The 19,578-nt window shown below is 69.6% G+C and carries 18 protein-coding genes and 3 pseudogenes; 11 read left to right on the top strand and 10 right to left on the bottom strand.

The window, feature by feature from the left end:
* Positions 1-28 precede the first annotated feature (28 nt).
* The 3 genes from BJF83_RS21735 to BJF83_RS21725 are packed head-to-tail and all read right to left on the bottom strand — an operon-like array spanning position 29 to position 3,373.
* A complete protein-coding gene (locus BJF83_RS21735; protein ID WP_075927759.1) occupies positions 29-775 on the bottom strand; it encodes a succinate dehydrogenase/fumarate reductase iron-sulfur subunit in 747 nt (248 codons plus the stop codon).
* Positions 772-2,718, bottom strand: coding sequence for a fumarate reductase/succinate dehydrogenase flavoprotein subunit (locus BJF83_RS21730; protein WP_075927758.1), 1,947 nt, complete (start codon positions 2,716-2,718; stop codon positions 772-774). The genes BJF83_RS21735 and BJF83_RS21730 overlap by 4 nt, the downstream gene beginning before the upstream one ends.
* The gene (locus BJF83_RS21725) at positions 2,711-3,373 is read right to left on the bottom strand and encodes a succinate dehydrogenase cytochrome b subunit (protein ID WP_075927807.1); all 663 of its coding nucleotides are present in this window, start codon (positions 3,371-3,373) and stop codon (positions 2,711-2,713) included. Before BJF83_RS21725 ends, BJF83_RS21730 begins: the two co-directional genes overlap by 8 nt.
* A 131-nt stretch (positions 3,374-3,504) precedes the next feature.
* Between BJF83_RS21725 and BJF83_RS21720 the strand changes: the two are divergent.
* The 4 genes and pseudogenes from BJF83_RS21720 to BJF83_RS21705 all read left to right on the top strand — a co-directional run bounded on the left by BJF83_RS21720 (position 3,505) and on the right by BJF83_RS21705 (position 8,510).
* Positions 3,505-4,511, top strand: a pseudogene (locus tag BJF83_RS21720) (LysR family transcriptional regulator).
* A gap of 401 nt (positions 4,512-4,912) precedes the next feature.
* Positions 4,913-5,722, top strand: a pseudogene (locus BJF83_RS21715) (hypothetical protein).
* A 26-nt stretch (positions 5,723-5,748) separates the two neighbouring features.
* Complete coding sequence (locus tag BJF83_RS21710) at positions 5,749-7,719, top strand: fumarate reductase/succinate dehydrogenase flavoprotein subunit (protein WP_075927757.1); 1,971 nt, start codon at positions 5,749-5,751, stop codon at positions 7,717-7,719.
* Positions 7,716-8,510, top strand: coding sequence for a succinate dehydrogenase/fumarate reductase iron-sulfur subunit (locus BJF83_RS21705; protein WP_075927756.1), 795 nt, complete (start codon positions 7,716-7,718; stop codon positions 8,508-8,510). Before BJF83_RS21710 ends, BJF83_RS21705 begins: the two co-directional genes overlap by 4 nt.
* A gap of 46 nt (positions 8,511-8,556) precedes the next feature.
* Here BJF83_RS21705 and BJF83_RS21700 read toward each other — a convergent pair whose 3' ends face one another.
* Both BJF83_RS21700 and BJF83_RS21695 read right to left on the bottom strand, forming a co-directional pair.
* Positions 8,557-8,937 carry an ATP-binding protein gene (locus tag BJF83_RS21700; RefSeq protein WP_187347198.1) on the bottom strand — a complete coding sequence of 127 codons (381 nt, stop codon included), beginning with the start codon at positions 8,935-8,937 and terminating at the stop codon, positions 8,557-8,559.
* Complete coding sequence (locus BJF83_RS21695; protein ID WP_075927755.1) at positions 8,934-9,458, bottom strand: hypothetical protein; 525 nt, start codon at positions 9,456-9,458, stop codon at positions 8,934-8,936. The genes BJF83_RS21700 and BJF83_RS21695 overlap by 4 nt, the downstream gene beginning before the upstream one ends.
* A 319-nt stretch (positions 9,459-9,777) precedes the next feature.
* Between BJF83_RS21695 and BJF83_RS29865 the strand changes: the two genes are divergently transcribed.
* From BJF83_RS29865 to BJF83_RS21670, 5 genes are all read left to right on the top strand, one after another.
* On the top strand, positions 9,778-10,305 hold the full coding sequence (locus BJF83_RS29865; RefSeq protein ID WP_075927754.1) for a DinB family protein: 528 nt from the start codon (positions 9,778-9,780) through the stop codon (positions 10,303-10,305).
* Positions 10,214-10,759: a flavoprotein gene (locus tag BJF83_RS21685; protein WP_075927753.1), complete on the top strand. Its 546-nt coding sequence runs from the start codon at positions 10,214-10,216 to the stop codon at positions 10,757-10,759. Before BJF83_RS29865 ends, BJF83_RS21685 begins: the two co-directional genes overlap by 92 nt.
* 62 nt (positions 10,760-10,821) lie before the next feature.
* A complete protein-coding gene (locus BJF83_RS21680) occupies positions 10,822-12,027 on the top strand; it encodes a helix-turn-helix domain-containing protein (protein WP_075927752.1) in 1,206 nt (401 codons plus the stop codon).
* A gap of 133 nt (positions 12,028-12,160) precedes the next feature.
* Positions 12,161-12,349 carry a hypothetical protein gene (locus tag BJF83_RS21675; protein ID WP_075927806.1) on the top strand — a complete coding sequence of 63 codons (189 nt, stop codon included), beginning with the start codon at positions 12,161-12,163 and terminating at the stop codon, positions 12,347-12,349.
* Positions 12,346-12,672, top strand: coding sequence for a hypothetical protein (locus BJF83_RS21670; RefSeq protein ID WP_075927751.1), 327 nt, complete (start codon positions 12,346-12,348; stop codon positions 12,670-12,672). The genes BJF83_RS21675 and BJF83_RS21670 overlap by 4 nt, the downstream gene beginning before the upstream one ends.
* 92 nt (positions 12,673-12,764) lie before the next feature.
* Here BJF83_RS21670 and BJF83_RS29860 read toward each other — a convergent pair whose 3' ends face one another.
* The 3 genes and pseudogenes from BJF83_RS29860 to BJF83_RS21660 all read right to left on the bottom strand — a co-directional run bounded on the left by BJF83_RS29860 (position 12,765) and on the right by BJF83_RS21660 (position 16,166).
* Complete coding sequence (locus BJF83_RS29860) at positions 12,765-12,893, bottom strand: hypothetical protein (protein WP_262391750.1); 129 nt, start codon at positions 12,891-12,893, stop codon at positions 12,765-12,767.
* Positions 12,894-13,020: 127 nt separating this feature from the next.
* Positions 13,021-15,478: pseudogene (locus BJF83_RS21665) on the bottom strand (MMPL family transporter).
* Positions 15,479-15,512: 34 nt separating this feature from the next.
* Entirely contained in the window at positions 15,513-16,166 is a 654-nt protein-coding gene (locus BJF83_RS21660) for a TetR/AcrR family transcriptional regulator (RefSeq protein ID WP_075927750.1), read from the bottom strand.
* A 256-nt stretch (positions 16,167-16,422) separates the two neighbouring features.
* Here BJF83_RS21660 and BJF83_RS21655 point away from each other — a divergent pair, with 256 nt between their 5' ends.
* Together BJF83_RS21655 and BJF83_RS21650 are read left to right on the top strand one after the other, a co-directional pair.
* Entirely contained in the window at positions 16,423-17,100 is a 678-nt protein-coding gene (locus tag BJF83_RS21655) for a TetR family transcriptional regulator (RefSeq protein ID WP_083678655.1), read from the top strand.
* On the top strand, positions 17,082-17,477 hold the full coding sequence (locus BJF83_RS21650; RefSeq protein ID WP_075927748.1) for a hypothetical protein: 396 nt from the start codon (positions 17,082-17,084) through the stop codon (positions 17,475-17,477). Before BJF83_RS21655 ends, BJF83_RS21650 begins: the two co-directional genes overlap by 19 nt.
* Positions 17,478-17,534: 57 nt before the next feature.
* On the opposite strand, the gene BJF83_RS21645 is transcribed toward BJF83_RS21650, so the two are convergent.
* Both BJF83_RS21645 and BJF83_RS21640 read right to left on the bottom strand, forming a co-directional pair.
* A complete protein-coding gene (locus BJF83_RS21645; protein ID WP_262391749.1) occupies positions 17,535-18,152 on the bottom strand; it encodes an MBL fold metallo-hydrolase in 618 nt (205 codons plus the stop codon).
* A 113-nt stretch (positions 18,153-18,265) separates the two neighbouring features.
* Positions 18,266-19,258, bottom strand: coding sequence for an adenylate/guanylate cyclase domain-containing protein (locus tag BJF83_RS21640; RefSeq protein WP_075927746.1), 993 nt, complete (start codon positions 19,256-19,258; stop codon positions 18,266-18,268).
* Between the last annotated feature and the right edge of the window lie 320 nt (positions 19,259-19,578).

The raw sequence follows: 19,578 nt of genomic DNA, 5'->3' as shown, positions 1-19,578 counted from the left end.
GCGACCCCGTGCCACGACGGACCGGGCGTCAGCCCACGCCCTTGCTGAGCGAGCCCAGCAGGTCCCGGTTGAGCTGGGAGATGGTGTCCAGCGGGATGCCCTTCGGACAGACCGCGGCGCACTCACCGATGTTGGTGCAGCCGCCGAAGTCCTCCTCGTCGTGCTGGTTGACCATCTTCACCACGCGCGTCGCACGCTCGGGCTGCCCCTGCGGGAGCATGCCCAGGTGGGTGACCTTCGCGGCGGTGAAGAGCATGCCGGAGGCGTTCGGGCAGGCCGCCACGCACGCGCCGCAGCCGATGCAGGTCGCGGCGTCGAACGCGCGGTCGGCGTCGGCCTTGGGCACCGGGGTGGCGTGGGCGTCCGGTGCGGTACCGGTCGGGGCGCTGATGTAGCCGCCCGCCTGGATGATCCGGTCGAACGCGCCCCGATCCACGACCAGGTCCTTGACCACAGGGAACGCCTTGGCGCGCCACGGCTCCACGGTGATGGTGTCGCCGTCCTCGAAGCTGCGCATGTGCAGCTGGCAGGTGGTGGTGACCTCCGGGCCGTGCGCCTCGCCGTCGATCACGACGCCGCAGGCGCCGCAGATGCCCTCACGGCAGTCGTGGTCGAAGGCGATCGGGTCCTCGTCCTGGAGCGTGAGCTTCTCGTTGAGGACGTCGAGCATCTCCAGGAAGGACATGTCCGGAGAGACGTCCGAGAGCTCGTAGTTGACCATCCGGCCCTCGTCGCCCGGGCCCTTCTGGCGCCATACGCGCAGGGTGATGTTCACTTGTAGCTCCGCTGCTTCATCTCGACGTACTCGTACTCCAGGGCTTCCTTGTGGAGTACGGGCTTCTCGTTCTCGCCACCGAACTCCCAGGCCGCGACGTAGGCGAACTCGTCGTCGTGACGCAGCGCCTCGCCGTCCTCGGTCTGGCTCTCGGAGCGGAAGTGGCCGCCGCAGGACTCGCGGCGGTGCAGGGCGTCGACGCACATGAGCTCGCCGAGCTCCAGGAAGTCGGCCACGCGGCCGGCCTTCTCCAGGGCCTGGTTGAGCTCGTCGTTGGTACCGAGCACCTTGACGTCGCGCCAGAACTCGGCGCGCAGCTCACGGATGCGCTCGATGGCCTTGGTCAGGCCCTCCTCGTTGCGCTCCATGCCGCAGTAGTCCCACATGATGTGGCCGAGCTCCTTGTGGAAGGAGTCGACGGTGCGGGAGCCGTTGACGGAGAGCAGCTTCTCGATCCGTGAGGTGACCTGCTCCTTGGCGGCGACCGCGTCGGGGTGGCTCTCGTCGATGCTCTCGAACGGACCGGCCGCCAGGTAGTCGTTGATGGTGTTCGGCAGGACGAAGTAGCCGTCCGCCAGACCCTGCATCAGCGCGCTGGCGCCCAGGCGGTTGGCGCCGTGGTCGGAGAAGTTGGCCTCACCGGTCACGAACAGGCCCGGAATGGTGCTCTGGAGGTCGTAGTCGACCCACAGGCCGCCCATGGTGTAGTGCACGGCCGGGTAGATGCGCATCGGAACCTCGTACGGGTTCTCGCCGGTGATGCGCTGGTACATGTCGAACAGGTTGCCGTACTTGGCCTCGACGGCGGCCCGTCCCATACGCGTGATCGCGTCCGCGAAGTCCAGGTAGACGCCCAGACCGCCGGGGCCGACGCCGCGTCCCTCGTCGCAGACGTTCTTGGCGGCGCGGGAGGCGATGTCGCGCGGCACCAGGTTGCCGAAGGACGGGTAGATGCGCTCCAGGTAGTAGTCGCGCTCCTCCTCGGGGATCTGGCGCGGGTCGCGGTCGTCGCCCGTCTTCTTGGGCACCCAGATGCGGCCGTCGTTGCGCAGCGACTCGCTCATCAGGGTCAGCTTGGACTGGTACTCGCCGCTGACCGGGATGCAGGTCGGGTGGATCTGCGTGTAGCACGGGTTGGCGAAGAGCGCGCCCTTGCGGTGCGCGCGCCATGCGGCCGTGACGTTGCAGCCCATGGCGTTGGTGGACAGGAAGAACACGTTGCCGTAACCGCCGGTGGCCAGGACCACGGCGTCGGCGAAGTGCGTCTCGATCTCGCCGGTGACCATGTCGCGGGCGATGATGCCGCGCGCCTTGCCGTCCACGACGATGACCTCAAGCATCTCGTGGCGCGTGTTCATCGTGACGGAGCCCGCCGCGACCTGGCGCTCCAGCGCCTGGTAGGCGCCGATCAGCAGCTGCTGACCCGTCTGGCCGCGCGCGTAGAAGGTGCGGGAGACCTGCACGCCGCCGAAGGAGCGGTTGTCGAGCAGACCGCCGTACTCGCGGGCGAAGGGCACGCCCTGGGCGACGCACTGGTCGATGATCTCGACCGACGTCTGCGCCAGACGGTAGACGTTCGACTCGCGGGAGCGGAAGTCGCCGCCCTTGACGGTGTCGTAGAACAGCCGGTGGATGCTGTCGCCGTCGTTGCGGTAGTTCTTGGCCGCGTTGATGCCGCCCTGGGCCGCGATGCTGTGCGCGCGGCGCGGACTGTCCTGGTAGCAGAAGGACGTGACGTTGTAGCCCGCCTCCCCCAGGGTCGCGGCGGCCGAGGCCCCGGCCAGACCGGTGCCGACGACGATGACCGAGAGCTTGCGCCGGTTGGCGGGGTTGACCAGCTTGGCCGAGAAGCGGCGCTTGTCCCAGCGCTCGTTGATCGGGCCCTCGGGCGCCTTCTCGTCCCGGATGGGGGCGCCCTCGATGTACAGGTCGTTGTCAGACATTGCTCACCAGTCCAAAGGTGACCGCCAGCGGCGGGAGAAGGAAGCCGACGGTCACGACCAGCGCGACGGCCAGGGCGACGGCGTTGATCTTGCCCTGCCGGTCGGCCCTGTTGAAGCCGAGCGTCGCCGCGCCACTCCAGATGCCGTGCCGCAGGTGGAAGCCGACCGCGATGACCGCCGCCACGTAGAACAGGGTCACGTACCAGTACTCGGGCTGGAAGCCGTTGACGAGCCGCACGTAGGGGCTGTCGGAGGCGCCGCCCGGCGCGATGACGTTCACCGTCAGGTGCAGGATGTGGAAGATCACGAAGAGCGCGATCAGGAGCCCGCCCCAGCGCATGGTGTAGGACGCGTACGTGCGCTGCACGCGCTTGGTCACCTGGTACCGGCTGGCGCCGCCGCGCGCGCGGTTGTCGCGCCGGGTGAGGACCACGGCGCAGTAGATGTGGATGAGGACGGCCGAGAGGAGGACGACCCGCGCGATCCACAGGAAGCCCTCGTGCGGCAGGAGCGGGTAGCCGAGGTCGCGGAGCTCCTCGGCGTAGCCGTCGAAGGCCTCCTGGCCCAGGAAGACTTTGAGGTTGCCGTACATGTGCGCGATCAAATACAGCACGAGGATCACGCCGGTGACCGCCATCGCTGCTTTGAGCGCCACCGTGGACCCGTAGGCCGTAGACCGCTTCTTGGTCAAGGTACTGTTCGCCACAGCCTGTCACTTTAAAATCGAGATAAGTCCGACGTCCAAGTCATCATGACCCTGGTGTCCATAGCTCTAGGCTATGGAGCATGCAGTTCCAACAGCTCGCGTACTTCGTCGCGGTAGCCCGTACACGCCATTTCACCCGCGCAGCCGAGCTTTCGCGCGTCGCGCAACCCAGCTTGAGCAAACAGATCCGCAGCCTTGAGCGGGAGTTGGGCGCACCGTTATTCAGTCGTGCCAGGGGAAACATCACACTCACACCGGCGGGTGAGGCGCTGCTGCCGCTGGCCCAGCGGATACTGACCGACCTGGAGACGGCCCGCCGCGAGGTGGCGGAACTGGCCGGGGTCCGCCGGGGGCGGGTGCGGCTGGGCGCGACCCCGTCGCTGTGCGCGGGGCTGCTGGCCGACGTGCTCGCCGACTTCCATACCCGCTTCCCCGGCATCGAACTCCAGGTGGAGGAGAGCGGTTCGCGCGACCTCGTCCGCGACCTCGGCCGCGGCGAACTGGACCTGGCGCTGATCATCCTCCCTCTCCAGAGCAGCGACCCGGACTTCGCCACCACTCCGATCCTCCGCGAGAACCTGGTGGTGGCCAGCCCGATGAGCCAGCCCTCGCCCAACGGCCGCGCCTCGATCCGCATCACCGAACTGCGGGGCCGCCCCCTCGTCATGTTCCGGCGCGGATACGACGTGCGCGAGGCGACGCTGCGGGCGTGCCGGGCCGCCGGGTTCGATCCCGAACTGGCCGTGGAGGGCGGGGAGATGGACGCCGTCCTCCGGTTCGTGGAGGCCGGGCTCGGCCTGGCGGTGGTGCCGAGCATGGTGCTGCGCAGCCGCCCCGGCCTGCGCGGCACCCCCCTCGCCCGTCCCCGACTGCTGCGGACAGTGGCGCTGGCGCACCGCAAGGACGTGGAGCCCTCGCACTCGGCGGACGCTTCCGCCGCCACCTGAACCGGTACCTGCTGGCCCTGGCCCCGGAGGAGCTGGGCCCGGACCTGGAGGTGCTCATCTCAGCCGCGGACGCGGGCGCGCCCGACGCGACGGCGGCCAGTGCGCGGGGCACCGGCGACCGGGGCGCGCAAGGAACGTAGGCGGGCCGTACCGGCCGCGCGGAGCGGCCGGAGCCGGCTGCGCGCCGAGGGGGTCCTGAACTGGACCTGTCAGAACAATTTTCCAGAAGGTAGCAGCTTCCCCACGATTCACTCGCTTTATCACAAAGGGTGAACTGCACGGAAAAGACATTCGGCTCAAATAACCACGAACTCTGACAAAACAAATCCCTAGAGTGGCGTATTTCACATGCGTTCACTCCAGGTTTCTCAGTCACTGGAACGTGACCGTGATCACAGCGCCCTAACGTTGCGTTGCAGCACGGCTTCGCCACTGCTTCTCCCCAGCCGTCCAGCACGCACGGAGAGCGGCCGCGGCCTCGGGGAGCGCGTCGTCCCACCCCCGAGCCGAGGGCCCCTCTCCCAGAGAGGTGGAGACCACGGTGACCTCGACACAAAGAGCACGTCCGGACAGCGGCCGGGTGCGCATCGCACAGCGCACACTGCGCACCGACCGATGGTGGCTCGGCCCGGCCCTCACGACCCTGGACTGGCCACCTTCGTCGTCTACGCCACGGTCCGCGTGTTCCAGCAGAACCACTACTGGGTCCAGGAACACCACTACCTGACCCCGTTCTACTCGCCGTGCCTGGCGCAGCAGTGCGCGCCGGACGCGGCCCTGTTCGGGCGGCTCCCCGTGGAGTTCCCGCCCCTCGTCCCCTACGCCCTGCTCAGCCTGCCGATCCTGCTGCTGTTCCGGGTGACCTGCTACTACTACCGCAAGGCCTACTACCGGTCGGTCTGGCAGGCGCCACCGCCTGCGCCGTGCGCGAGCCGCACCGCTCCTACACCGGCGAGACCCGGCCGCTCATGCTCACGCAGAACGGGCACCGCTACTTCTTCTACGCCGCCTTCGCCATCACGGCCGTCAACACGTGGGACATGGGGATCGCCTTCCTCCACGGCACCGACGGCGGGTTCGGGATCGGCGTAGGCAACCTGGTCATGCTCGTCAACGTGCTCATGCTCTGGGGGTACACGCTGAGCTGCCACTCCTGCCGCCACGTCTTCGGCGGGCGCCTGCGCAGCTCGGCACCCACCCCGTCCGGTACTGGATGTGGACGCGGCTGTCCGCGCTCAACAACCGGCACATGTACTTCGGCTGGTTCAGCATCGCCACCCTCATGATCACGGACGCCTACATCGCCCTGGTGGCGAGCGGCGCCATCACCGACCTGCGGATCCTCAACTGAGCCCCGGGGAAGGAAGAGCTTCGCACATGCCCTCCACAGCAGAATCCGGCATCACCCGGTACGCCTACGACGTCGTGGTGATCGGTGCGGGCGGAGCCGGACTCCGCGCGGCGATCGAAGCCCGCGAACAGGGAAAGCGCACGGCCGTCATCTCCAAGTCGCTGTTCGGCAAGGCGCACACGGTGATGGCCGAGGGCGGCGCCGCGGCCGCGCTCGGCAACGTCAATTCCGACGACGGATGGCGGGTGCACTTCCGCGACACCCTCCGCGGCGGCAAATTCCTCAACGACCCGCGCATGGCCGAACTCCACGCCCGCGAGGCGCCCGAGCGCATCCTCGAACTGGAGTACTGGGGCGCGCTGTTCGACCGCACCGAGGACGGGCGGATCAGCCAGCGCAACTTCGGCGGACACGAGTACCCCCGCCTCGCGCACGTGGGCGACCGCACCGGCCTGGAGCTGATCCGCACCCTCCAGCAGCGGGTGGTGGCGCTCCAACAGGCCGACGCCGCCGAGTTCGGCGACCCGCAGGCACGCCTGCGGGTGTTCGCCGAGACCGCCGTCACCCGGCTGCTCACCGAGGAGACCTCCGACTCCCGGCCCGGCCGGATCCTGGGCGCGTTCGGGTACCGGCGCGTGGACGGGGGATTCGTGCTCTTCGAGGCGCCCACGGTCATCCTGGCCACCGGCGGCATCGGCAAGGCGTTCCGGACCACGTCCAACTCCTGGGAGTACACCGGCGACGGCCACGCGCTCGCCCTGCGCGCGGGGGCCCGCCTCATCAACATGGAGTTCGTCCAGTTCCACCCCACCGGCATGGTCTGGCCGCCGTCGGTCAAGGGCATCCTCGTCACCGAGTCGGTGCGCGGCGACGGCGGGGTCCTGCGCAACTCCGAGGGCACGCGGTTCATGTTCAGCTACGTGCCCGACGTCTTCCGGTCCCAGTACGCCGAGACCGAGGAGGAGGCAGACGGCTGGTACTCCGACCCCTCCGGGCACCGCCGACCGCCCGAACTGCTGCCCCGCGACGAGGTGGCGCGCGCGATCAACAACGAGGTCAAGGAGGGGCGGGGGTCCCCGCACGGCGGGGTGTTCCTGGATGTGTCCACCCGTTTGTCCGCCGACGAGATCCGCACGCGGCTGCCGTCCATGCACCACCAGTTCAAGGAACTGGCGGACGTTGACATCACCGCCGAACCGATGGAGGTCGGCCCCACCTGCCACTACGTCATGGGCGGGGTGCGCGTGGACGCCGACACCGCCGCCTCCGACGTACCCGGGCTGTTCGCGGCGGGCGAGGTCGCGGGCGGGATGCACGGGTCCAACCGGCTGGGCGGCAACTCCCTGTCCGACCTGCTCGTCTTCGGGCGGCGGGCCGGGCTCGGGGCCAGCGCCTATGTGGACTCGCTCGACGGCTCCGAGCCGCCGCGGGCCGTCGTGGAGCGAGCAACCGAACAGGCGGTCGCCGAGGCGCTCTACCCGCTCAAGCAGGGCGACGGCGTCAACCCGTACGACGTGCACGGCGAACTCCAGGACACGATGAACGACCTGGTCGGCATCATCCGGCGCGGTCCCGAGATGGAGCGGGCCCTGGAGCGCCTGGACGGACTGGAGGAGCGCTCGCGTCTGCTCAGCGCGCCCGGCGACCGGGTGTACAACCCGGGCTGGCATCTTGCCCTCGCCCTGCCGAACATGATCCTGGTGTCACGGGCGATCACCGCCGCCGCGCTGGAGAGGACCGAGTCCCGCGGCGGGCACACGCGCGACGACCATCCGGAGATGTCGCCCGAGTGGCGGCGGGTCAACCTGGAGGTCAGAGCGGGTCGCGACGACGGCGTGGCACTGTCGCGGCGGCCGATCGCCGACGTCCCGCCCGCGTTGCTGGACCTGTTCGACCGCGACGAGCTGGCCAAGTACCTGACCAAGGAAGAGCTGCCCGAGGACCCCGAACCGGGCGGGGCGGCGCAGGACACGACGGTCGAGGAGGGCCGGTCATGAGCGAGCGCAGGTTCCGGGTGTGGCGCGGTTCCGGTGACGGGGGACGGCTGACCGAGTACACGGTGGAGGTCCACGAGGGCGAGGTCGTACTGGACGTACTGCACCGCCTGCAGGCCACGCAGGCGCCCGACCTCGCGGTGCGATGGAACTGCAAGGCGGGCAAGTGCGGGTCGTGTTCGGTGGAGATCAACGGCAGACCCCGGCTCTCGTGCATGACCCGGATGAGCGTGTTCGAGCCCGACGAGGTCGTCACCGTGACGCCGATGAGCACCTTCCCCGTGGTCCGGGACCTGGTGTGCGACGTGGGGTTCAACTACCGCAAGGCGATGGAGATCCCGTCCTTCACCCCCGATCCCGCCACCCGCCCCGGTGACTTCCGCATGGCTCAGGTGGACGTGGAGCGGTCGCAGGAGTTCCGCAAGTGCATCGAGTGCTTCCTGTGCAACAACGTGTGCCACGTGATCCGTGACCACGAGGAGAACAAGGAGCACTTCTCGGGACCGCGGTTCCTCATGCGCGTCGCCGAACTGGAGATGCACCCGGAGGACACCGCCGACCGGCGCAGGATCGCGCAGGACGACTTCGGGATGGGGTACTGCAACATCACCAAGTGCTGCACGGAGGTGTGCCCGGAGGGCATCCACATCACCGACAACGCGCTGATCCCGCTCAAGGAGCGCGTGGTGGACCGCAAGTACGACCCGCTCGTCTGGCTCGGATCGAAGATCGGCGTGCGCCCCAAGGACACCCCGATCGTGCCGAACACCCGGCGCCCCGCCGACGGGGACTGAGGCCCGGCGCCGTGCGGGGCGGGGGTCCGCCGCCCCGCACGGGTGGTCAGTCCGTGAAGACGAAGAGGCGCAGTCCGCGTTGCCCCTCGGCCCAGCCCCAGTCCGCCTCGCTCCGTTCAGTGGGGATGCGCGGGGTTCCACCTCCACCGCCCGAGTCGCTCAACGAGAGCCGCAACGTGCGCTCGTCCGGCATGGACAGGCCCCGGATGACCTCGCCGTACAGCCGGTCCGGGTCGGTGTACTTGGCGCAGTTGGCGTGCGGCTCGCTGGCACACAGTTGGAGGGCGTCGACCAGATCGGGGGCGAACCCGGTCAGGTCGCGGGCGAGGTCGTTGCGGACCCGGGCGAGTTCGGAGAGTTCGCCGGTGTAGACGCGGGACTCCCAGAACACGATCGGCCGTGGCTCCCTGACGAGTGGCGTGGTCATGCGACCACCTCGCCGCGCTGGGCGTGCCAGGTGCGCACGAGGGAGGCGAGTTCGTCGAACTCACCGGGCGCGCGCGGCGCCGGGGCCGCGAGCAGGTCGCTGTCCGGGGCCGGTCGCGGGACGGGGACCCGCGGGGCCGCGTGCCTGAGTGTGTAGGCGTTCGCGCGTTTGGTGGCGGGCGCGACGGCGACGGTCGGCCGGGTGGTGCGGGCGCGCAGGCGGCGGGCGGGGTGGGCCCGCGTGTAGGCGAGTTCGCGCTCGAAGGCGACGTAGTAGGGGCGCACGAGCGCGACCCTGTCGGCGCGCACGTGAACGCTGGGCGGGGCGGGGCGGGATCCGGGAACGGGCGGTTCCGGAAGCTCGGGCGGAGCGGTGGCCTGCTCGGGAGCCGGAAGCGGGGCGTAGCGGCGGACGCGGGTGGAGCGGCGACGGCGGGCCGAGTGGCGGCCGGACGCGGGGGCGAGGAGGGTCTTGAGGGTCTCCAGGGCAGACCTGAGGCCCGCACGGCTAGACTGAGCCATGTCGGCAATCCTGTTCTTGAAGGTACGTGCTTGCTGACCACGACCCCGGACGGTTTGCTACCGCCGCGGGGTCTTTCGACGTATGGAGTTGTGGGTTTGGAGAGAAGACTAGGGCACGCGGCGAGCGGAGGCTCACCTTTCTGCGAACTGGCCCCGAAGAACTTCACTCTTCCCCGCATCAGCCCAGTTCAGAGCACATACCAGAAATGGATGCGCTCATTTCTCCACCCCGCCGGAACTATCCCCTTCGCCCGAATTGAAAGGATTAATAACCCCGCAGAGACGACCACGGACCGGAAAACCACTGGAAGCCGGGCCCGTGCCCGTGCCGACCATCGCCTGGCTCTCCTGGCACATCGGCTGGTGGTGGGGTGTCACCCAGGACCACCTGGCCGGGCGCACCCCCAGGGAGCGGGACGAGGTCCGCTGGCCCGGCCCGGACAAGTCCGTGGCCTGGCTCCGCGACCTGCGCGAAGGGTGGTCGGAGGCGACGTCCCGATCCCTCGATCTCGACGCGGCCGCGCCCTTTCCCTGGCCGGAAGGCAGTGGAATGACCGTCGCGGACACCGACTCCGGCGATTCCTTCGCCTCGTACTCGGCCACCGCGCCGCCGAGGGAGACGCCCTCCCCGGCGCGGGCGAGGCGGAGGCGACGGTGGTCGTCGGCGCGATGCCTCACCCCTCCGACGTCACCGGGGTCCCTTCGCCTTCGGTGCGCCCTCCAGGCGCCGGAATCCCGACGCCTACACTTCGCACATGGCGAAAACCCTCTACCTGGTCGTCTCGGGCGCTCCCACCACCGACGCCGAAACCGTCCCGGATCTGGTTCGGCTGCTCATCGCCAATGACTGGGACGTCACCGTCGTGTCAACCCCGACCGGAGCCCGCTTCCACGACATCCAGGCGATCGAAGCGCTGACAGGGGAACCGGTTCGAGTCGATTTCCGACTTCCCGGAACCGGCGCGTCGCTGCCGCCCCCCGACGCGATGCTGGCGTGCCCGTGGTCGTTCAACAGCACCAATCGGACCGCGCTGGGGCTCGCCGACACCTTCGCGGTCGCATTGCTCTGCGAAATGATCGGCCGAGATGTACCCACCGTGATCGTGCCCAAGACCGGACAACCCCTCGCCCGGCACCCGGCGTTCGGTCGTAGCCTCCACGAACTGGAGGAAATCCCGTGCGTCAACATCCTGTACGACCCGGCGCGTCGGCTTGCCCAGTGGCACGAAGTCCTGGACGAGCTGGCGAAAACCACGCATAACCGGCACTCCGCCAAGTCCCCCGAACGACCGTACTCCTGACACGAGAAAGGCTCCGCCCTAACCTGGAATCAGCGACACGACAGGAAAGGGTGGGGCGCAATATGTCCCAGGACACTGAGACCACCGGACAACGAGTAGCGCGCCTCCGCAAACTGCGAGGACTCACCCAACACGGACTCGCCGGACGCGCTCACATGTCCCGAGGTCTCATCGCCAAAGTCGAAACAGGAGACCGTGTGGCCACCCCGGCATTCGTCGCCGCCGTCTCCACCGCCCTCAATGTCGACCCCACCGAGATCAGCGGGCAACCGTACCGGGGCGACTCCACCGCCACCGACCGGGTGCACGCCACCATCCCCGAAGTACGTCGCGCCCTTGACACCATCGACGTCCCCCCCGACCTCGGAATGGCGCCCCGACCCATCGCCGAACTCGCCCGGGAGATCGCACGGCTCCGGCTGGCCTCGAAAGATGCTCGACATCTCCAGGTCGGCGCGTCACTCCCGGCCGTCCTCACCGAACTCGCCTTCCACGCCCACACCACTGACGACCCCCGCGTCTGGCGTCATGTCAACGCCGCACAAGCCCTCGCCGTCACCCTCTCGCGCCGGTTGGGGTACACCGACCTCGCCAACTCCGCGATCAAGGACGCCTCCGCGTCAGCGGCACGCGGCGACGACCCCAACCTGCCCGCACTCGCCCAACTCAGCCGAGCGCTCATGATGATGCTCTACGGGTCCTGGGTCGCCGGGCTCAACCTGGTGCGCGCCGCCGCGACCCGAGTCGACCGGGACACTCCCCAGGCGTTGGCCGTCCACGGCGCTCTCCAGCTCCGTTCGGCTGTGCTGTCCGCACGGGGCACCCAAACCGGCGATACCACCGAGACCGAAGCGTGGGACCACCACGAGCGAGCCGTCGACGCCGCCCGTCAACTGCCCGAACGTTGCCAGGACTGGTACGCGCTCCAGTTCAACCCCGCCAACGTGATGATCCACGGGGCAGCCGTCGCCGTGGAGATGGGCGACTACGACGAAGCGCTCCGCCGCGACTCCCAGATCCCCGGGCAGACACTCGCCTCGCTCCCAGCCGAACGGCGCGCCCATCACAGCATCGACATGGCGCGCGCCCACGTGGAGCTGGAGCGAATGGAGAAAGCCCTGGAGAACCTGCTCAAGGCGGAGAAGGCCGCCCCGCAGATGACCCGCTACCACCCGTCAGCGCGAAGTGTCACCGCTCACCTCGTCGACCACCATCGGACAATCCCTGAGCCACTGCGCGGGTTGGCACTTCGAATGCAGATCAGCTGATCCACGTCAAGGAGGCTGGTGTCCCAAGTTGGGACACCAGCCTCCTGTGCGCTCCGTAGCGTAACCCTCACCCCGACATCGCGAGGTGAGGCCGATGACCTGTCCACGCGTGGACCCGCGCGACACGCCACGGATGGCTGACGAGCACGACCCCCGCATCGCCGCATTCCACCGGGACTTCCCGGGGTGGACGGCGTGGGAGGCCAACGGCTCCTGGCGAGCCCTGCGCGTCGACGGCCGCGACGGACTGGTCGGCCTGACCGCCACCTCTCTCACCGAACTCCGGATGAGGCTCGCCGAAGCGCTGCGGGTGGCGTCATGAGCGCGAAGACCGACCTCGCCTGCCTCCGGGCCGAGTACGGGAACCGGTACTGGATCCGGTGCACGGAGCACTCCTGGATCACCACCGACCGGGACCCGCACACGACCACCGAGCTGACGCTGATGGCGGACACCCTGGGCCAGCTCGCCACGAGGTCCACCGGCTCGCCCCGACCATCGACGCCGACAAGGAAACTGCCGACATCGCCCGCCTCGTCGACACCCTCCGCGTCACAACGTGACTCCGACCATCTCCGTGAATCAGAGGAAGGCACGCTCACCCTCAACAGAAAGGAAGCTGATGGACGACCGCACCGAAGGTGAAGAGATCATGCTCGGCGACGTCGCCGACCTGACCCTCGGCGAGGGCTCGGACGACAACGAGGACAAGCGCCAGTCTACTGCTAGCCGTCTGCTCACCGGGGCGTCCGCAGTGGCACGGCCGCCCCGGCCAGCAGTGCGACCGTGGTCGTCACCGCCGTGCGCCCGGAGATCCGCGGCGGCTGGTCGCTGTTGTCGTCGACGGTGCGCGGGGGCTCACCCATGGTCATTCCTTAGCTCGCGGCGGTCGGACGTCGGGCGCGGTTCGAGGCGCCCCGGAGGTCGACACGGACACGCCCCCGCCGGTGCGACCGTGACGGCCGCGCCGACGGGGGCGGTGTTCCTGGCGGGTTACGAGCCGACCGTGGTTCCGAGCGGCTCGGTGCTGTCCTCGTCCCGTCCGGAGGCCGGGGTGTGCACCCGCTCCAGGCGGGCCCCCTCCACGTCGACGTCCGGAAGGATCCGGTCCAGCCACCGCGGCAGCCACCAGGCCTTGTCGCCGGCCAGGTGCAGCAGCGCGGGGATCAGCGTCAACCGCACCGCGAACGCGTCCACCAGCACGCCGAACGCCAGGGCGAAGCCACGGGCCTGATCATGGCGCTGTGGGCGAAGATGAACCCCGCGAACACCGAGATCATGATGACCGCGGCCGCGGTGACCACCGCGCGCCCGGCGACCAACCCCTTGCGGACGGCCACGCGTGCCGAAGCCCCGTGGACGTACGCCTCGCGCATGCCTGAACCCAGGAACAGCATGTAGTCCATCGCCAGTCCGAACAGGATGCCGACCATGATCGTCGGCAGGAAGCTCAACACCGGGCCGGGGGACCCGACGCCGAACACGGCGCTGAGCCAGCCCCACTGGTAGATGGCCACCACACCGCCGAGCGCGGCGGCGAAGGACAGCACGAACCCGAGCGTGGCCACGACCGGCACCAGGAGCGAGCGGAACACCACGAGCAGGATGACCAGCGAGAACCCCACGACCACCGCCAGGTAGCCGGGCAGGGCGTCGCTGAGCTTGTCGGAGACGTCGATGTTGCCGCTGGCCGTTCCGGCCACGCCCAGCTCTGCGCCGTCGTCGAACGGGTCCAGCCCGCGCAGCTCGTGGACGAGCGCCTCGGTCGACTCACTGGACGGCCCCTCCTCCGGCACGACCTGGAACACGGCCACGCTGCGGTCGTCCGACAGGGCGATGGGCGCGACCGACTCCACCGCGTCCCGCTCGGCGATCGCCTCGGCGACCTCCAGCTGCTGCCCGGCGGCCTCCTCCTCCGAGTCCGACCCCGGCAGGTCCGCCACGACGACGAGCGGCCCGTTGGCCCCCGCCCCGAACGCCTCCTCCACGGCGGAGTAGGCGCGGTACTGGGTGGAGTCCTCCGCCTCGGACGACCCGTCCGGCAGCCCGATGCGCAGGTCGAGGGCGGGCACCGCGACGACCACCAGCACGGCGGTCACCAGCACGACCCGGGCGACGGCTCCCAGGGTCCCCATGGTGCGCACGGGGGCGTCGTCTTCCGCCTGGGCGGTGTCCGATCCCCGCCCGGCCCGCTCCCGGCGGGACAGGACGCGCTCACCCACCAGGGACAGCAGCGCGGGAGTGAGGGTCACCGCCACGAGCACCGCGACGGTGACGGCGACGGCGGCGACGTTCCCCATCATCCCCAGGAAGGCGATCCCGGTCAGGTTGAGTCCGAGCAGGGCCACGAGCACCGTGCGCCGGCGAACACCACGGCGTTGCCCGCCGTTCCGTTGGCCAGGGCGATCGACTCCCGCACGTCCAGGCCCCGCCGCAGCTGGCGTCGGTGCCGGTGGATGATGAACAGCGCGTAGTCGATCCCCACGGCCAGGCCCAGCATCATGCCCAGGATCGGCGTGACCGTCGACATGGCGACCAGGTCCGACAGCGACAGCGCGCCGAGCACCGCCACGAGCACTCCGACGAGGGCCTGCACGAGCGGCAGCCCGGCGCCGATCAGGGTGCCCAGCATGATGACGAGGACGACCGCCGCCATGGCGAGGCCGATGGCCTCACTCACACCGAAGGGCTCGGGCGGGGTCATGGCGATGTCAACGCCGAACTCGCTGTCGACACCGGGGATCTCCCCGAAGGCCGAGATGACCTCGTCCTTGCTCTCCTGGGCGATCTCGTTCTGGTCCTCGGTGAAGGCCACCGTGACCAGGGCGGTGGCTCCGTCCTCGGAGACGACGCGGATGCCCTCGGACAGCTCCAGGAGGCGGGCGCTCTCATCCAGGCTCTGCTCGCTCGCGTCCAGTTCGGCGAGGCGACCCTCCAGCTCCTCGATCTGCGGGTCGACCTCGGGGGCGACGAGTTCGAGCGTCCCCGCCTCCTCCGCCTGGTCGCGGGCGGTCTCCAGTTCGTCCAGTCCGGCCTCGACCTCCTCGCGGCCGCCCGCGACCTCGGCGCGGCCCTCCTCGATCTCCGCCTGTTGCGCCTCGCGTCCCGCCTCGGCCTCGAAGGGGTTCGCGGCGGACTCGACGCCGTCGACCGCCTCGGCGTCCTCGATGCGCTCGGCGATGTCGGCGCGTTGGCCGTCGGTGAAGGGTTCTCCGTCCTGGGTGGCCAGGACGATGGTGCCGCTGCCGCCGCCCATCGCGGAGAACTCGTCGGCGAGCCGGTCGCTGACCTGCGAGGTCGGGGTTCCGGGGAGGGAGAAGTTCTCCTCCAGTTCCCCGGCGAAGAGGGCGTAGGCTCCCGCGGCGGCCAGAAGGGCGGCCAGCCACAGGGCGATCACGGTGCGCGCGCGTCTGGCGGCGGCGCGGCCTAGTCGGTAGAGCAGTTCTGCCATGGTCAACTTCCGGTGTCGTGGTGGAGGGTGAGGATCAGGCGGATGCGGCGGGAATGCGGCCGAACCCGTCGCGCAGGGTGGCGAACAGGCGTTCCTGGAGGTCGTTCCAGACTTGCCGGGACTCGGAGGTGTCGACCGCACCCGTGGCCCTGTCCCAGTGGTGGAGCACGGCCATGAGACCGCCGATGTACGAGGCGACCAGAACGTGCACGTCGAAGGGGTCGACGTCGGCGTGGTGGCTGACCAGGGTCTCCACGAGGGAGACGCCGAACTCGTTCATCAGCCGGTCCACGAGGACCAGGTCCCGGCCCGAGCACTCCCGGTCGCGCGCGCCGAGGATGCCGGTCAGGTAGGTGACGGTGGAGATGAGGTCCGCCTCGCGCAGGGCCTCGGCGAAGTGGTCCGCCAGCGGCCCCGTGCCGCCCTCCGCCGTGGACTTCAGACAACGGCGGAAGGTGTCGGTGAGGTCGCCGACGGCCTCGCCGCACACCTCCATGACGACGTCGTCCAGGGAGGCGAAGTGGTTGAACACCGTCCGCCTGGCCACGTCCGCCCGTTCCGCCAGCTCGTCGACGCTGAAGGTCGGACCGTCGCGCTCGTAGATGAGTTCGGCGGCGGCGTTGATGATCGCGCGACGGTGCCGTGACTTGAGCGCTTCGCGACGGTCAGTGGGTCGGGTGATGGCCATGAGGTCACATTATGAGCTGATTGCACTCAAGTGCACCGATGCACCGAGTGCAGTGAGTCACGTCGGCCTCCACCGCGACGCCCGGTGCGCGCGGCGAGCCGCTCTCCCGCCGGACCGACCTGCCCGCCCCTCGGGCCCCGCACGGGATCGGACCAGACCCCCGCCCGACGCTCCGGGTCCGACGCGACCGAGCGGCGCCGGGGCGCCGTGACTTCTCGTGTTGACATTTATTGAACAACTGTTTAGCGTTATGAACATGCGTTCAAAAAGCGCCCACAGTAGCGATGGGCGGTCAACCGAGATCCGCATTCGCGATGCCGCGATCACCCTCTTCGCCGAGCACGGCGTCGCCGCGACGAGCGTCCGCGCCATCGCGGTGGCCGCGGGTGTCGCCCCGTCCCTGGTCATCCATCAGTACGGTTCCAAGGAAGCCCTGCGCACCGCCTGCGACACCTACGTCGCCGAAGTCCTGCGCGAGCGCAAGAGCGAGGGCATGCGTTCCGGTCCGGACCTGGACCCGGTCCCGACGCCGCCGGAGGCCCACGGCGGCCCGCCCGTCCGCCGCTACCTGGCAAGGACGCTCATCGACGGCTCACCGCAGGTGTCCGCGATGATCGACGAACTGGTCGACGACGCCGCCCGGTACATGGCCCAGGGGGTCGAGTCGGGCCTGCTCAAACCCAGCGACCACCCCTACGAGCGGGCCGCCGTCCTCGCGATCTGGTCCCTCGGCGCACTGGTCCTCCACCAACACCTCGAACGACTGACCGGGGCCGACCTCCTCGCGGACCGGGACGACCCCTCGGCGATCGCGGCCTACACCGAGCCCGCCACGGAGATGCTGACCCGGGGAATCGTCAACGAGCGCGCCGCCCACCAGGCGCGCACACCCGAAGAACAGAAAGGGAAACAAGCATGTTCGCCTCAGAAATGACGGCCCTCTTCCTCGGCAGGATCCTCTTCGCCTACCTCCTGGTGGCCGGGATCGGGGTCATCTTCTCGGTCCGGTTCTACGCGGACCTCGCCGGGAAGGCCGACAGGTCGGACCCGATGGCGGTGAACATCTCCGGGATGCTGCACTTCCTCATCGGCGCCGCGATCGTGTCGGCCCACTTCGCCTGGGACAGCCCGCTGGCGGTGATCGTCACCCTCTTCGGCATCCTCTTCATGCTCCGGGGCGCGGCCTACCTCGTCGTCCCCCACCTGGTGCTCAGGGCCTCCACGACATCCACGACGACGCTTCGCCTCTCCGGCGCCTTCTTCGTCGTCACCGCCGCCGTCCTCGGCTACCTGAGCTTCCTGGCCGTCTGAGCCCGCGCGTGCGGCCGGGCACGGTCGCGGCGGGCGGCCTGGCGTAGACGGCACGGTTCAAAAGCCCCGGGCGGCCCATTCCTCCACGTGCGCCGCGGCCTCGGCGACGGTGGTGGACTCTCCGTGCCCGGGGTGGACGACGGTCTCCGGCGGCAGGTCGACCAGGTGGTCGCGGATGCTGGCGATGATCGTCGGAAAGTCCGAGAACGGCTGCCCCGTGGCGCCCGGCCCGCCGGGGAAAAGCGTGTCCCCGCTGAACAGCGTGCCGATCTCCGGCGCGTACAGGCAGACCCCGCCGGGGGTGTGCCCCGGGGTGTGCAGGACCTTCAGCTCCACGCCCCCGGCGACCAGGGTCTCCCCATGCAGGAGTGGGGCGTCCGGCTCACGGTTCGGGTGGACGTGGTGCCAGAGCTGGGCGTCGTCGGGATGCAGCAGGATCGGAGTGTGGGTGAGGTCGGCCAGGGCGACGGCCGCGTTCACGTGGTCGCTGTGCGCGTGGGTGCACACGATCGCCATGAGTTCGCGGTCGCCCAGGCCCCGGGCGATGCGCTCGTGGTCGTGGGCGGCGTCGATGACCACGGCGGAGTCGGCGTCCCCGACGATCCACACGTTGTTCTCGACGTCGAACTCGCTGCCTTCGAGGCTGAAGACGCCCGAGGTGCGGAGTCTCTCCACGGGAGGAGGGGCACTCGACAAGGCTCACCACCTGTACGTGTCGCGGGCGGGTCCGGCGGTTCGAGCCTATCTCCCGCTTTCCCCGGCACACACGGCTTCGCGCCGCACGCGGGTCAGTGTCCGCCGGGTTCGAAGTCCCGCCGCAGGGTGTAGGGCTGGATGAGACCGAGGCCGTGGGCGTGGCGGGCCCGCACCTTCACCACCTGGAGCCCGTCCTCGCCCGCCAGGCTCTCGGCGAGGCCGTCGTCGATCAGGACGGTGCCGGGACGGGCGAAGGAGGTCAGGCGGCTGGAGCGGTTGACGGTCGTGCCGAACACGTCCCCGTGCAGGGTGAGGACGGGCCCGTAGGCGACGCCGACCCGCACGTCGGGGACCTCCACGTGGGTCTTGACGCCGGAGGCCAGGCGCAGCGCGATGTCGGCGGCCTCGCGCGGGGAGTCGGCGACGTAGAGCACCTCGTCTCCGAGGGTCTTGACCACCCGGCCGCCGCCGGAGGCGACGATGTCGGCCGCGGTGGCCTCGAAGCCCTCGACGACCTCGGCCAGCTCGACCTCGTCGAGCTCACGGCTGAGCGTGGTGAAGGAGACCAGGTCCGCGAAGCCCACGATGAGCGGGTAGTAGTTGGGGACGATGTCGCCGTTGTTGGACATCACAGCCAGGGTTCGTGCGGTGGACGCGGCCAGCTGGCGCCGCCAGATGTGCAGCAGGAGCCGCTCCACGTCGGGCAGGAGTTCCTTGACCCGGTTCATCAGCGGGCTGGCCGAGGCCTCGTCGCCGTCCTTGAAGACGAGCGTGCTGAGAATGCTCGTCTGCCAGTCGGCGAGGCGGGCCATGGTCTGCCCCATGGCGCGGGCGAAGCGGACGACGCCCTCCTCGTCCAGGACGCCCTCCTCCCTCAGGGAGTGGGCGATGCGCAGGGCCTCGACGTCGCTCTCGGCGAAGACCGGGTCGTCGTCACCCTGTGTGGGGAAGCCCAGGGCACGCCAGACACGGCCCGCGAGTTCGGCGTCGGCTCCGGAGAGCTCGACCGCCTGCTTCCTGCTGTAGACCGGTTCACCGCCGAGCAGGACGGACTCGATCGCTTTCGGGTCGGGACGCGACGGCATACGTTCTCTCTCAGACCATCCCCGCCTGGGCGGGGAACCAGCACTTCGTCACTGGGCCGACGGTGCGGTGCCGCGCGACGCGCGGCACCCGGGCTCATTCCGGCGGTTCCCCTCCAGCTTACGCCCGGGGTTCCATGCGGCCAGAGCCAAACCCTGACCTGCGGTGATGAACCAACACCGAGGGTGACCCCACGGTGAGGACCCTCGTCACCCCCTGGACCGCGCCCGGACGCGCGAAGGTGCGGCCCCCTCCGTTCGGACGCGGACGCAACCGACAACGATCCGCGGACCCGTCCCGTTCCCGAGACGGCCTCGCGCGC

The sequence above is a fragment of the Nocardiopsis sp. CNR-923 genome (assembly GCF_001942255.1).
In the GTDB taxonomy this organism is placed as follows: Bacteria; Actinomycetota; Actinomycetes; order Streptosporangiales; family Streptosporangiaceae; genus Nocardiopsis.
This window is presented reverse-complemented; position numbering and strand designations above follow the sequence as displayed.

Excerpts from the sequence above, each read along its gene's own strand:
- BJF83_RS21655 (WP_083678655.1), top strand. The coding sequence starts at position 16,423 with ATGCGTTCAAAAAGCGCCCACAGTAGCGATGGGCGGTCAACCGAGATC.
- BJF83_RS29860 (WP_262391750.1), bottom strand. The coding sequence starts at position 12,893 with ATGGGTGAGCCCCCGCGCACCGTCGACGACAACAGCGACCAGCCGCCG.
- BJF83_RS21700 (WP_187347198.1), bottom strand. The coding sequence starts at position 8,937 with ATGACCACGCCACTCGTCAGGGAGCCACGGCCGATCGTGTTCTGGGAG.
- BJF83_RS21710 (WP_075927757.1), top strand. The coding sequence starts at position 5,749 with ATGCCCTCCACAGCAGAATCCGGCATCACCCGGTACGCCTACGACGTC.
- BJF83_RS21675 (WP_075927806.1), top strand. The coding sequence starts at position 12,161 with ATGGCTGACGAGCACGACCCCCGCATCGCCGCATTCCACCGGGACTTC.
- BJF83_RS21670 (WP_075927751.1), top strand. The coding sequence starts at position 12,346 with ATGAGCGCGAAGACCGACCTCGCCTGCCTCCGGGCCGAGTACGGGAAC.
- BJF83_RS21680 (WP_075927752.1), top strand. The coding sequence starts at position 10,822 with ATGTCCCAGGACACTGAGACCACCGGACAACGAGTAGCGCGCCTCCGC.
- BJF83_RS21650 (WP_075927748.1), top strand. The coding sequence starts at position 17,082 with ATGTTCGCCTCAGAAATGACGGCCCTCTTCCTCGGCAGGATCCTCTTC.
- BJF83_RS21685 (WP_075927753.1), top strand. The coding sequence starts at position 10,214 with ATGGCGAAAACCCTCTACCTGGTCGTCTCGGGCGCTCCCACCACCGAC.
- BJF83_RS21640 (WP_075927746.1), bottom strand. The coding sequence starts at position 19,258 with ATGCCGTCGCGTCCCGACCCGAAAGCGATCGAGTCCGTCCTGCTCGGC.
- BJF83_RS21695 (WP_075927755.1), bottom strand. The coding sequence starts at position 9,458 with ATGGCTCAGTCTAGCCGTGCGGGCCTCAGGTCTGCCCTGGAGACCCTC.
- BJF83_RS21730 (WP_075927758.1), bottom strand. The coding sequence starts at position 2,718 with ATGTCTGACAACGACCTGTACATCGAGGGCGCCCCCATCCGGGACGAG.
- BJF83_RS21660 (WP_075927750.1), bottom strand. The coding sequence starts at position 16,166 with ATGGCCATCACCCGACCCACTGACCGTCGCGAAGCGCTCAAGTCACGG.
- BJF83_RS21705 (WP_075927756.1), top strand. The coding sequence starts at position 7,716 with ATGAGCGAGCGCAGGTTCCGGGTGTGGCGCGGTTCCGGTGACGGGGGA.